The organism is Pseudoalteromonas sp. DL-6 (genome assembly GCF_004328665.1).
Classification (GTDB): Bacteria; Pseudomonadota; Gammaproteobacteria; order Enterobacterales; family Alteromonadaceae; genus Pseudoalteromonas.
Map to the genome: position 1 here is coordinate 2,104,370 of NZ_CP019770.1, position 14,215 is coordinate 2,118,584.

Here is a 14,215-nt window from a genome sequence, read left to right on the forward strand (position 1 = left end):
GTAGATAAAAATTAATCCCAATTAAATTTATACAGTATGTCGACGTTTTGATACAAGCCACTGGTTATTTCTATATATAACTTCGACATAAGCTGATAACGCACCGCCACTTCACTAAGCGACTCAAATACCCCTACGCTATATTTAACCTGCAAACTCGGTGCAAGATAACCTGATATTTCTACTTTTGTTTGCTCGCCACTGCCTTTAGAGCTTAAGCTCACATCTGACAAACCAAACGATTCACCCACTTTAGACACTAAACTTTCGCTTCTGCTCACTCCTTGAGAAAGTAATAATTGAGCTAACATCGCATCGGTTGAACTGTCGCCCTCTCCTAATGGTTGACCATTGAGTAAATACGCTAAGGCTTGCGCTTGGTCCATACCCGGCTCAGAAAACACTTTTAAATTTGGCTGCTCAACACTACCAGTTAAAGTCACACCGGCAATCACACCGTCAGCGGTATTGTTTGGGTTACGAATAGCTTTAATATTTAAATGAGGTTTATCTATTGCGCCACTAAAACCAATTTGCCCGGTTCTAATTATCAAGTCTTGGCCAAATGCCAAGTAAGTTCCTTCAATTAAATTAAGTTCACCAATGGCAATAATGGGTGAATCTTGGCTCATTTTTATATCCATATCACCCACTACTTTAGACTCAAGTCCGAATGAGGCTACTCTTACATCATTTTTAACTGTTACTTTTAAATCAATATCGTAGTCAAATGGCGCTTTTTTTGTACTTTGCGTAGTTTGATCTAGAATAATTTCATCATCACTAACCTGTACAGCCCCCTCTGGCAGCTCTTCAATTTCTATTCGCCCATAAGGCACCACAACATCACCTGCCAGCTTAAGTGCGTTGTCGGCTAAACTTATTTTTAACTCAGGCGATACTTTAAAAACAACGCCTTGTTGTGCCCTCACAAAAAACTCACTACCGACTAAATTCATGTTTACAGCTGGTTGCTCACCTTGCCAATCAACATTACCGGTTAATTTTACCTGTCCGCCTTCTGGATCATTTAAATCCCCTTTTATAGTGGCGGTAGATTTATTAAACACCACATTAATATTGGAGTTTTTAAGGGCAACAGGCAGTTGCTCACCCACTAAGTTAATATTCTCAATATTTAAATTCCCCTCTAGCAAGGGATCTTTGAGTGTGCCAGCTAAGGCAACTTGCCCACGAATGGCGCCATTAAGCTGCTCGAGAGTGTTTAAAAAAGGCTGTATATCCGACAATAATATTTTATCAATTTGAATATTACCGTTAAGCGTTTGCTTATTTTGAATATCATCGATATCAACTTTGGTTGTTACTTTACCCAAAACACTCGATTCTAAATTAGCTTCTATTTTGCCAATCTTAGCATCAGAAAAAGCGCTTATATTTAGCGTTTCAATAGGTAGCTTAAATCGGTCTTCTTCGTTAATAAGAACCGCGTTAAGCCCTGATGAATTTAAATTAGCGCGTAGAGTTTTAAGTGAGCCAGCTTGCCAATTAGCAGCAAAATCGCCAGCTATATCACCACGAGTTATTACATTATCTGGTAACCAATGTTTTAGCTCTTGCAATGAAAGCTTGGTCAGTTTTACGTTAAGCTGACCTAATTCGCGGGTTTGATTTAACCTATCAATACATAACTTACTATTACTTGATTGCCAACAATGCGCACTCACATCAAAGTCGCCCGTTTTCGAATCTATTGTTACGGCTATATCTTTAGTGTTTTCAAAGCTAAGCGTTTTATCGCTTATGCTAATATTATTGAGCTCACCTTGCCATATCGCGTTAGCAAATTTACCATTAAGCTCAAACGCAGCTGCCCCAGCATCAGCATCAATAGATGCACTTAGTTGATGATCGGTTTTATCACCACTGCCGGCTATTTCCACTTTATTAATTAAGTGATGCATGACACGCGCTGAATCAAGAGTAACGCTAATATCTGTTTGCCAATCATTAGCGGTGTCTAACTGTGCTTTTAACGCCAACTTATTAATATTAATTTCGTCATAAATAAACTGTTCTAGCTTTAACGCTAAATCAACTGCAGGCGTCAACCGCTCGCCTCTTATACTTAAATCAGCTTTACCATTAGCAATAAATGGAAGCTTTGCATCATCATTACTTTGCAGCGCAATTGCCCCATTAATCTGCCATTGCTGATCAACTTCACCTGTTAAAGTTAATCTGTTTGTACCGCTACTAAGGCTAAATTTATTTACAGTGGCTTTAAGTTCATCATTTAAGTTAAATTGAGCAACAAAATTAAGCGGTACATCATTTAGTAACCCGCTTAATTGGGTATCATCCATACTTAACTGCCAGCTATTTGAACTGGAAACAAATGCTCCTTTAAACTGCCCTGAAATATCACTTGTAAGTGTGTCAGTAAGGTATTGTGCTTTTAAACTCGATAGCGCACCGCTAAAGTTAGCACTAACCCCATTTTGCCAATCGACATTCGCTTGGATAGTAGCCTGACTATCATTCGCTTTAAGGGCTAATTTTTTTAAGTTTGCTTCGCTCAGTGAGCCATTAATTTGACTATTAAAATTCACACTTGGATACGCACCTAACTGACTATTACCAAATAACGATAATTGGTAATCGTTGGCATTGCCTTGCGCGGTTAATTTTACGTCGGTTACCTTTAACTCTTTACTCGCTGTTTCAATAATCCACTGCTCTACACCGCCATTAATACTGAACGGATAATTTGGTTGTTTAAGATTAGCCGTGGCTGCAAGTTGAAAAGGAAAAGATTCATTGCTTTTTATATCAACATTGAGCTTTTCTAAGTCTCCGCCTATTTGCATATTGGCATCATAACCATGCCCTTTTAGACTGATATCACCATTAATAGGTAAGCTGTCTTTAAGCTTTGCGCTAAGCGCTGTATTAAGCTGCCACTGCTGATAATTTGCAGACAATGAAGCAACGTTAATCTCAGAACCTATTAGCTTCATTTGTAGCGCAATATTATTTATTATATTTTCCTGTTCGCCCTGCTTTACCATGAACTGCACAATATTAAACTGTTCTAGATAAATATTGAGTGGCGACATAAATGCGATATTAGGTAATGCTGGCAGCTCAGTAATTGGGGTAGAACTGGCTGTATTTGCCCCAGGTTGCTCTTTTAAGGCGATTAAAACACTCGGAATATTCACGCTTTTAATTTGAATATCAGCACCTTGTGCTTTTGCAGCAAGCTCCAGATTATTAACAACTACGTTTGCACTTGGATGATTTAACACAAACTCAGTGACCGCTAAACGCTTAAGTGCAATATTAAATGGCAAACTGATTTGTTCCAGCTGTTCGCTAGGTGTATCAGGGGAATTAGATGACGATGCTGGTAAATTTAGTGTTATAGACCGAGCACTTAAGTTATCGATACACATACCATCGCAGTGCCACCAAAATAAATCTAGTTTAAGCTGCTGGGCATTAAGTAATAAACCGTCACGCTCAAAGCGCAAATTAAACGCATCATTATATAAAAAACGCCCATTTTTTATTTCAATTTTTAAGCCGTCAACTAACTTATTGGCGCTATAAGCAATTAGCTGATTACCTGGAGCTGTAAAAACAACACAAAACAATGTCACTAATACAGCAACAATTAAGGTGCTAAGTGCTGCCGTGACTTTTTTAAATACAGACATTAAATTTCAGGCCCTATGGTAATACTTAAACGAGTGCTTTTACTTTCTTTAGTGAGCCCCCATGCATGATCGACTCTTATTGGCCCTATAGGCGTTAAATAACGAAAACCAAACCCTGCACCAACTTCAAATTGCTCAGAAAAATCATTCGTTGCGGTCCCTCCATCCACGAACAACGCTGCTCGCCAGTTTTTGGCAAATTGGTAATTATATTCAGCCGTCGTCGCAATTAAATATTTACCACCGATGCGATCGCCATTGTCATTTTCTGGTGAGATCGATTGATAAGCAAAGCCACGCACACTTTGATCGCCACCAGCATAAAATCTTAATGAATATGGAACATTGTTAATGTCGTCAACTAACATGGCCCCTACGTTTGCTTTTAAAAACACAAGGTGCTTATTAAGATAAGTGTGCAACCATGCATGCTGTAATTGAACCCTAACAATATTGGTACTAGATAGCACACTATCAAGCCCAAACTCTGCCGATATAGACCATTGCTCGCCCGAATAAGGGGTGGTGCCACCCTTCGATTGTTTTCGGGCATAACTGATACCTGGTAATAACATTTCTGTGGTGCGCTCTACCCCGTCGCCAATCCGATAGGTTTCTTGCTCACGTCTGATAAACGCAGTTCTAATCCATTTTTGTTCGGTTAGCCATTGCCTTTGCAGTTGTGCAGTTAAAATTTCACTGTAAATATCGTCGGCTAATTCATCCTCAAGTTTATAACCTGCTGATAAGCGCCATAAATCATCATTAGGATCATTAACCGGAATGGTATACGCCATAGAAATATCTTGTTGTTTTTTTGCAACATTAAGATTACTTTCTAAGTAGTGGCCCTGCTCCGTGATCCATGGTTTACTCCACTTAAACCGTACCTTTGGACCGAGCTCGGTATTAAACCCGCCACCAATTTCATAGCTATTAGCAGGCTTATGTAATACGTCCACTTTAATTGGTACTTGGCTGTTTTTTCTAGCTGAAATATCAGCGTAAACACGCACGCTAGTAAAATAAGGAGTACTCGATAAATCTAGGTTATAGTCAGCAATCTTAGATGCTTTATAGTGCTCACTTATTTTAAATGGGGCTAAAGAGCGAATGTATTTTTCTGCGGGGCTTTGATTGGTAATTAACACATCGCCAAAGCGATAACGTACACCACTTTCAATGGTAAAGGTAATAACGGCGCTATGCTTTTTTAATGACACTTCAAACTTTCGTGCTGGCCATTTAGCATCAAAGTAGCCATGTTCTAACAGAACTGATTCAATTCTTTTATAGGCTGCGCTATATACTCCATGATTTAAAATATCGCCTTGCTTTAACCCTATGCTTTCAATTACTTGCAGAATTGACGGGTCGTGTTTAGCTTCCCCGTTAACGCTAATATTAAGCGCCTCTATACGAGTTGCAGAGCCGCGCTCAATAGTGGCAACAAGCTCTCGCTCATCTTTATTAAATTCAATAGTCACACTTGGGCTGTAATAACCTAATGCCTTTAAGCTATCTTCAACTTGCGTTTTAGCGTAACGACGCAGTGAGCGGGTTGATTTTTCACCCACTAAGGGCTTTAAATAGAGTGCAACGTTGTTTTCTAACTCTCCACTAATTCCTTTTATTTCATAATCTTCAATTGTATTGTCAGCTGCAATCGCGCAAAAGCTCACAAATAAGCAAAAACAAATAACGGATTTTAAAAACTGATTGAACAAGTAATCATCCTTACTATGTACCCATAAAAAACAACGAACTAACAAGGCAATAATAGCATAGCGATAATGAGCCTAACATTAACTTAATCATTATCCGCGCTTAAACTAAGCGAATCTATTAAACCGTTGTGAGCTTAACTAAAAATTCTTGCGCTTTAATAATTTATTTTGGTTACAATAGCGCTAATGAGTAAACACTAATTTTATGAGTTTTAAATGCAATTTCCTGATGATGATAATGGCCAGCTTCTTGCTGAAATTTCCGCCGCTGGTGTAGATTTAAGTAAAATGCAACAAATTGATTTTTACATTTTATTTGAACAACAGACTGATGCCGAAAAATTTGCAACTGAGATTGTAAACGATGCATTAGTTCAAACTGCTGATGTTGAAAAATGTAAAGATACTGGCGTTTGGGAAGTAATTACCCATGTACAAATGGTTCCAGAGCATGCTTTGTTAGGCCAAGCAGAACAATACATTGAAAGTATAGCGAACAGTTTTAATGGCTATGGCGATGGTTGGGGATTAGACGCAGAAGAAGCATAACCCTAATTTCATGATGAATGAGATAACCAGCTTAGTCTATCGACTTAGCTGGTTTGCTTTTCTAAAGCTGCCTTTATAATCAAAAAGTTTATCTGCTACTTTCCAGCCATATTTTTTACTTTTTCGAGCAATCACAAAATCCGGTGGTATTAAGTCAAACTGGGCTTTTATAACCTGATCTGCGCTGATAAATTTAGTTGGCGATTGGCCCTGAGCAATACGTTTACCAAACTGTTGATTAAAATAATACAGTGCTCCGTTGTTTGCTAAATCAAATACCTCATCACAACTGGCCCCGTCTTCATCAAAATAAGTAACTTTTAACAATTGCTCTTTAAGTTTAGTCACGCTCAAGCCGCTACAACGTAGCACTAATGCATCTTTGAGATTTAACGCATTACGTAGTTTATCATCAGGATCGGCCATCACAGCACCACAATCATGGCATTTTCGAGCAGCAATATCATTTTGTGCGCCGCACTGCTCACACTCTTTAAAACGAAAACGATAATCGCACTGTTCGCTTGCCCCGTCATCATCTTCTAGCAAACCTTGGCAACGCCTGCCAAAGTGCTCGATTACTTTGCCATCAGCATCTGTTTTGCCCCAAAATATATTGGCAAAGCCACACCCAGGACACAGCACTTGCACGGGTTCATTATCGCTATCGCCTTTTTTATCTCCAACTTCTGGGTAGAATAAATCAAAGCCATTGCCCGCATAGTCAATCACTAAACAATCATCTTTACCCTCAGCCAACCTCAAGCCTCTACCGACAATTTGCTGGTATAAACTTACCGACTCTGTGGGGCGTAAAATAGCAATAAAATCAACATGGGGGGCATCAAAGCCGGTAGTAAGAACGGATATATTCACTAAATACTTTAATTGTTTAGCTTTAAATTGTTTAATTATTTTATCGCGTTCGCTATTAGGAGTATCTCCGGTGATCAGCGCACTGTGATCCTCTGGTAAATAAGTCATTATCTCTTGTGCATGCATAACCGTAGCTGCAAATACCATCACCCCATGACGGTTCTCACTATATTGAATAATCTGCTGTAAAATTGTTTGAGTTGCTCGGGTCGATTTTTTTAACAGCGCATTCATATCCTCATTGCTATATTGCCCAAATGTATTGCTACTTAAAGATGAAAAGTCATAATGGCTAACCGCAGCATCAACCTCTTTAGGGGGAGTTAAGTAGTTATGCTTGATCATATAGCGCAAAGGTAATTCAAAAATGCAGTGTTTGAATGGGCTCTCTTTATTGCCTCTTACAAAGCCATGGTAATGATAATGATAAATCCAGCCTAACCCTAGGCGGTAAGGCGTCGCGGTTAAACCTAATACTTTTAATTCAGCGTTGTGAGATTTAAGTGCATTAATAACTTTTCCGTACTGGCTTTTCTTTTCGCCATTCACTCTGTGACACTCATCAATAATAAGTAGTGAGTAGTGCTCATTAAGTTTATCTAGATTGCGCGATAACGACTGCACACTAGCAAAGGTAACTTGGTGGGTTAACGACTTCTCTTTGAGACCTGCGGAAAATATACTCGCTTGCAAGCCAAAACTTTTATACTTTTGAGCATTTTGCTCAACTAATTCTTTTACATGCGCTAGTACCAATATTTTTTGTTTAGCGATACGTGCAAGCTCAGCTATCACTAAACTTTTACCCGCCCCCGTAGGCAACACAATAACGGCAGGTTCGTTAGTTTTTCTAAAGTGCAAAACGGTGCGTTCAACCGCCTCGCTCTGGTAGGGTCTGAGGGTGTAGGTCATCAAAGGTACAAAAAATTTAATAAGTGTAATTCTAACAAAAAGTTTATTACTTTACGAAGACGCATTAATGATGTTTGAGAACATAAAAAATTATAGATTGCCTGATTATTTTTTAGAAAATAAAAAAGGGCTGATAAGTATCAGCCCTTTTCATTATCTAAATATATTAGAAACGGATGTTTAATCCAATGTTGATACGACGACCATACACATCAAAGAACTCACCATCATCATAAGTTCCAGGATTTCTTGGTGGTGTAACGTCGAATAAGTTAGCAACACCAGCACGTAACTCAACCATATCATTAACGTTATAACGTGCATTTAGATCCCACTCAGTGTAAGAAGGTACATCGTTATAGTCATTATTTTCTACTGTCCACTCTCTATCAAGAACAGTAGCATGGCGGTATTTACCAACCATACCAACATATAAGTCTTCATAGCTGTAGCCAATTGTTAAATTACCTTGCCAACGTGGGTATCTAACTTCACCAACAGTCGGTGTCATTTCATAGCTTTCGCTTGAAACATCAGTATTGAACTCTCTGTGTTCTAAGTAACTTGCAAGTAAGCGAACATCAAATAAACCAAAATCTGTTTCGTACTTATAGTTACCTTCTAAATCAACACCTTTTAACGCATAAGATGCTAAGTTGTATGGACCGTTACGAACAAGAGTAATATCTAGTGTTGCAGGATCACGGTCAACTAGAGCACATGCACTGTTATCAAGGCTTGAAGCTTCATAACAGTCATTTACTACACGCTGCGCACCTAGCGAGTTTATTGCGTCTTCAACATCAAAACTCCAATAATCAGCAATCAAAGTGATATTTTCTGTTGGCGTATAAATCACACCAAATAAAGTATCATCTGATGTCTCTTCTTGTAATTCAGGGTTACCCGAGTTAACACTTGGCGGTGTAACTTGACGCCAATCCTGTGAAGGTCTCCAATCACCGTCAAGAATCCCTGGGTTAGGAATACCAGCAGCTTTACAGTTAGCAATTAAATTAGCTTTTTTAGAGTCATTAGCCGTTGCTATGCGTGTTTGATCACAAGGGTCGCCATAAGAAGCGAATGATTGAGTACCTGCAGCGTATAACTGAGATAATGATGGAGCACGAACTGATTTTGATTTTGTACCACGGAAACGAAGCTGATCGTTCATTGCATAGTTGAAACCAACTTTCCAAGCAACATTATCACCAACTGAAGAATAATCCATGTAACGTGCAGCAAGCTCTAAGCTTAGAGAGTCAACAAACGGCGCATCTACTAATAAAGGAATAGAAGTTTCAATACCGATTTCATCAACTGTAAATTCACCATCCCAAGCTTTTACAAAGTTACCAAACACTAGGTTATTTTGCATAGCAGCACCAGGCTCATTAGAACCTGTTTCTTTACGGTGCTCAGCACTAAGTGCAAAAGAAACTCCACCCGCAGGCATGTCAAAAGCATAACCAGAGATAACACCACCAATTACTTGTTGCTGTTTAACTTTTGAAATTGAAGCTGATGTTGTTACATAATCTAGTGCTTCTTGCGACGCACCGTTTAAGCCAAATAGGCTTAATGGTTGACAGCCATCTAGTGCACCAAGAAGAGTTCCATCAGCGTCTCTGTTAGCACAACGAATTTCACCATCTACCATTACAGCATCAATAGCTTTATTGAAGTTTTCTTCTAAAAACTCACCATTCCAAGTTGTGTCATTTTTATTACGACCATAGCTAAAATATACTTCATAGTCATATTCTTCTAATAATAAACCTTGGAATGAAAGAGTTGTATTAAATGAAGTACGATCATCTTCGTAGGTACGGTTACCGAAGCCTGAAGCTAGCTTATATACAGTGATATTTCTATCATCAGCATAGCCTGCATCAGCGAACTGTGCTTTAGCATCTGGGTGCCAATATGCGTTATCTGCACGAAGGCCTTCAGCAAGAAATATTGGGCTACTCTCAGCATATGCACTTGCCTTAGAGAATGAAACCTCAAAATTCATTGAATGGTCGTCATGGTATTGATTTACTACGTTTGTAAAAACATTGAAACGGTTAAGAGGCGTTGCCAAATCTTGGTGTTCAATGAATTTGTAGCCATTTGAAAACTCATCACCAAAATAGCGAAGTTGTGAGTTTGGAGCTGGCTGTGTCTTGCCCCCAACCGCAAATGGGATTAGCTCACCATTGTCGCCAAAAACGAATTGGCCACCTGGTAAAAATGCATCACCAGCACGATCATATATACCTAATGTCTGAAGACCTGGGTTTTCAGCGTAAGTTCTTGCTGGGATACCATCCTTATCGTCAACATTGTCAGGATTTAACATTGTGTTGATAGGATTTCTGAGGAAGTCTCGATCTTGCGCTTCTAATTGCTCTGTTTCAGAGTAAGATAAGCTTGTAATGAAGCTAGTTTTTTCGCCTTCACCACCAAAAGTGAATGAGAAAAACTCAGAACCACCGCCATTTTGCTCAGGCATAGATTTTTTGTAATTAAAATCGATAGTATCTTGAGACTTCTTCAAAATAATATTTACAACACCAGCTACGGCATCAGAACCATAAACCGCTGATGCACCACCGTGAACGATATCCATTCGCTCAATCATTTCAGTCGGAATACCATTTAAGTCGACTGCTGGGTTATCAACCGATGCACCTACATAACGACGACCATTCACAAGAACAAGAGTACGACCTTCACCTAATTGACGTAAGTCAGTTGTATTAATACCTGCGCCAAAAATTGTATTTGTTGTAGTTGTTGGGGCAGAGCCAACGCCTGAAGATGGAAGCTTCTGTAATAAATCTGCTACGTTGGTAATACCAGCGTTAGTCAATTCAACACCTGTGATAGTCGTAACTGGTGTTGGAGAAACTTCTGAGAAGCGCTTAATACGTGAACCCGTAACCTCAATTCTTTCTACTTTGTCTGCATTTTCTTCTTCTGCAGCAAATGTACTTGCAGAGAAGGCAGCTGTAGATGCTGCACCAAAAGCGATCGCTAAGCGAACTGCTTTTGAAACTTTATTGTTTAACATGTGATTCTCCCTAGAACACTATTATGTTTTTATTATTTAACAAGAAGTTTATAAACTTGCTAAGTTCCTATAATAATCCTAGATGAAGTTAAAGGTCAACACAGCATTAACAATAAAAACAAAAGTAACTACTTTTCAGTCTTTACTTTACATTCAGACAAGTAAAATCAACCATTTATAATTAGACCGCATTTTTAAACTAGTTAAATACAACTACAACAACGAAATATCACTACTAATAAATATCTTTTCTCTAAAAGTTAATTAACAAGAAATCAAAATCATCATGCTCTTTAGCCAATTTTTAAAATTTTTTCAAAAAAAAAGCCCATACTCAGTATGGGCTTTCATTCATTTTGTAACTATTTTGTTAGAACTTTAAATTAAAGCTAACGTGTACAAATCGACCTAAAGTATCGTAAAAACCAGCAACAGTATTACCATTACTTGCTAGCGTGTTACCCACCATTGGAGGCTCTTTATCGAAGATATTATTAATACCACCTGTAAATGTAACATGCTCATTATATGAGTAAGTACCAGATAAATCGATGAAACTATAAGAACCAATCCCGCCATTTTCAACTAAAGATACATCTGCATCACCATCATAATCGATAGCGCCGTAGTAACGCCATTTAGCGCCTACACGCCAATCATCACGGATGTAGCTAACATTAGAAGTATGACGCCATTTAGGCGAGGCAAAACAGTCAGTATTAATATTACCAGCACAGTCATAAGCAAGAGTTGCATCGCCTAAGATAGGTTCAACCTCTTTCTTCATGCTGTAGTAACCGTTTATGTCAAACTTCAAACTTGCATTTTCGAGATCAATTGAGTAAGCAGCGGTAGCATCAATACCTTCCCATGTTCTACCACCAATGTTATCACTAAGGTTGGTTACAAAACCGGCTTGACCTAACCAAAGGCTCCCTGATGGACTACGAGAAACGTTGTTACAGAAGAACTCATCACCTGTTTCAGCACAGTTATTTAATATACGCTCTGCGCCTACTGTACCAATAACTTTTTCAATTTCAATTTTGAAGTAATCAACAGAGAAATTAAAGTTTTCAAAAGGAGAAGCTACTACACCAATTGTAAGTGTTTCACCTTCTTCTGGTTGAAGTGCTGGGTTACCACCAGATAACTGGTTATATTGCCCTGCTGGTGATTCACCAATGCTTCCGTACTGTGAAGCACTCACATCAGCATTAGCACACTGACTTGCTGAGTAAGTTGGTCTGTCAGCTGCATCTGCTGCTGCAGGATCACCAGCACAACCGTCTGCACCACTCCATAGGCCGATGCTTTGAGCAGCAAATAACTCACCTACGTTAGGAGCACGAACAACTTTCGCAAAACTGGTTCTAAACTTATATGTATCAGCAAGAGTGTAATCAACACCAATTGAATAAGTTGTATCTGAACCGGTTGTTGAATAATCAGACCAACGTGCTGCTGTTGATACATTTAGATTATCTAGTACTGGAATCTGTAACTCACCGTAAACTTCATTTACGTCAATTGCACCGTAAAGGCTTGGTGAAGGACCACCTTGACCTAATAATTGACCTTCTTCATAAACAGTATCTGATACACGCTCATAGTCTTGTTCACGTCGTTCAACACCAAATACCGCACCTACAGGCAGTGAAGCCGTTGGTAATGTCCAATCGAACTCACCACTAACATAACCACTGTAAATAATTTGAGTAACTAAACCTGTTTGTGTACCAACACCAGCAAGTTGAGCTGCTTGTTCAGGTGTTACTCCACCAAGTTCAAATACGTTGTAATATAAACAACCATCAGCTTGATCACATTCAGTACCTACAGCACCAACGCGAGGAGCTATTTTTGGTGAAAGTAAATCATTTTTATACACTGAGCTAGAGGTCGTTGCAGAGTAATTATAACTTACATCATATGACCAGTTATCACTAAGCTCACCTTCCATACCTGTAAGTATTCTATACGAAGAGTGCTCTAAATTATCTTCACGTGGACCACCTTCAACATTACGCTTACCGATGTATGCAACAAACTGATCAGTTCCATCTTGGTTAAACAAACCTTGAAGTTGCTGCTTTTGAGCATCAGACAATAAAGGGTTATTGTAATCGAATAAGATCTCTTCATTATAGAACGTGCCAGATTCTGCAATCTGACCTGCAGTTCTATTATGCATAAATGAGAACTCTAAATATGGACGGAAAGTTTCATTAATTTCATAATCAATGAAAGTGCCTAGAGTAAAACGCTCATTTGGTCTTAAAAAGTGATTAACTGGAGCGTAGTTATAACGGTAACCATCATCTTCTCTAAAACCAGGACCATTCGGATTTAAGTACCCATAAAAGTTTTGCTTGTAATCAACTTCACCATCAACCACCGGGTAAATATCGAAAAATGGGTTTGGAGTTGTACCAGAGCCACCACAAACTTGCCCAGCGCCGTTTAGAGCACACGATGAATAATCACGAGAACCTTGTAGCAGTTCTGTCTGGCGATTATAAGTAACATAACCAACAGCATGACCTTTACTACCATCAAATGCACCACCAACAGTAAGGTCTAAGCTGTAAGACTTACCATCAATACCAGTACTACCAGTATCGTATTCAAAGCCCTTATCATCCATCAAACCTTGGATGTATTTATTATCGTTATTATGTTGATAACCTGAAGTACCTACGTTCAGTGAAATACCTTCAAACTGGTCGTCCATAACAAAGTTAACAACACCAGCAACAGCATCAGCACCATATATAGCCGCAGCACCACCAGTAAGAACATCTACTCGCTTAATCAACGATGAAGGGATTTGGTTTATATCTGCAACCTGAGAGGTAATACTACCCGCTTGCATTCTTCGGCCGTTAATTAGCACTAATGTTCTGTTTGAACCTAAACCACGTAGATCTACAGTCGCAGTACCTGTAGCGCCATTAGCTAGAAATGAACTTTCAGCAGCTTCAATTTGTGGCAACTGATTCAAGATATCTTCAACACGAGTGAAACCGCTTAATTTAATCTCTTCAGCAGTCATTACAGTAACTGGGCTAGAAGTTTCTAGGTCTGTACGCTTAATACGAGAACCTGTAACTTGAATACGCTCAACTTTTTCAAGACCTTCCTCTGCAGCAATTGTGCTTGCAGAAAATGCAGCTGTTGATACTGCACCAAAAGCAATCGCTAAGCGAACTGCTTTTGAAACTTTATTATTTAACATTTGATTCTCCCTAGAATACCATTATGTTTTTTATATTTAACAAATCACCAACACGAGTTGTGTTAATTTGATGATCATAGTCTTATGATAATGCTTACAACGAGGGGTGGTCAACATATAATTAACAATAAATAAACCATGAAGAATAAAGAAGACACAATTGACAGCAAAA

General features: G+C 38.8%; 6 protein-coding genes. 1 reads left to right on the forward strand and 5 read right to left on the reverse strand.

What is annotated here, in order from left to right; genetic code table 11:
• Positions 1 to 11: 11 nt before the first annotated feature.
• Together B1F84_RS09840 and B1F84_RS09845 are read right to left on the reverse strand one after the other, a co-directional pair.
• The gene (locus B1F84_RS09840; RefSeq protein ID WP_131691306.1) at positions 12 to 3,683 is read right to left on the reverse strand and encodes a translocation/assembly module TamB domain-containing protein; all 3,672 of its coding nucleotides are present in this window, start codon (positions 3,681 to 3,683) and stop codon (positions 12 to 14) included.
• A complete protein-coding gene (locus tag B1F84_RS09845; RefSeq protein ID WP_131691307.1) occupies positions 3,683 to 5,410 on the reverse strand; it encodes an autotransporter assembly complex family protein in 1,728 nt (575 codons plus the stop codon). Before B1F84_RS09845 ends, B1F84_RS09840 begins: the two co-directional genes overlap by 1 nt.
• A 216-nt stretch (positions 5,411 to 5,626) precedes the next feature.
• Here B1F84_RS09845 and B1F84_RS09850 point away from each other — a divergent pair, with 216 nt between their 5' ends.
• The gene (locus B1F84_RS09850) at positions 5,627 to 5,959 is read left to right on the forward strand and encodes a ribonuclease E inhibitor RraB (RefSeq protein ID WP_008468018.1); all 333 of its coding nucleotides are present in this window, start codon (positions 5,627 to 5,629) and stop codon (positions 5,957 to 5,959) included.
• 36 nt (positions 5,960 to 5,995) lie between these two features.
• On the opposite strand, the gene B1F84_RS09855 is transcribed toward B1F84_RS09850, so the two are convergent.
• The 3 genes from B1F84_RS09855 to B1F84_RS09865 form a co-directional block, all read right to left on the reverse strand.
• Positions 5,996 to 7,747: a DEAD/DEAH box helicase gene (locus tag B1F84_RS09855; protein ID WP_131691308.1), complete on the reverse strand. Its 1,752-nt coding sequence runs from the start codon at positions 7,745 to 7,747 to the stop codon at positions 5,996 to 5,998.
• A 166-nt stretch (positions 7,748 to 7,913) separates the two neighbouring features.
• Positions 7,914 to 10,805: a TonB-dependent receptor gene (locus tag B1F84_RS09860; protein WP_131691309.1), complete on the reverse strand. Its 2,892-nt coding sequence runs from the start codon at positions 10,803 to 10,805 to the stop codon at positions 7,914 to 7,916.
• Between the two features lie 370 nt (positions 10,806 to 11,175).
• Complete coding sequence (locus B1F84_RS09865; protein WP_131691310.1) at positions 11,176 to 14,043, reverse strand: TonB-dependent receptor; 2,868 nt, start codon at positions 14,041 to 14,043, stop codon at positions 11,176 to 11,178.
• Between the last annotated feature and the right edge of the window lie 172 nt (positions 14,044 to 14,215).

Coding starts and splice junctions, on each gene's coding strand:
- B1F84_RS09865 (WP_131691310.1), bottom strand. CDS start 14,043: ATGTTAAATAATAAAGTTTCAAAAGCAGTTCGCTTAGCGATTGCTTTT.
- B1F84_RS09840 (WP_131691306.1), bottom strand. CDS start 3,683: ATGTCTGTATTTAAAAAAGTCACGGCAGCACTTAGCACCTTAATTGTT.
- B1F84_RS09855 (WP_131691308.1), bottom strand. CDS start 7,747: ATGACCTACACCCTCAGACCCTACCAGAGCGAGGCGGTTGAACGCACC.
- B1F84_RS09860 (WP_131691309.1), bottom strand. CDS start 10,805: ATGTTAAACAATAAAGTTTCAAAAGCAGTTCGCTTAGCGATCGCTTTT.
- B1F84_RS09850 (WP_008468018.1), top strand. CDS start 5,627: ATGCAATTTCCTGATGATGATAATGGCCAGCTTCTTGCTGAAATTTCC.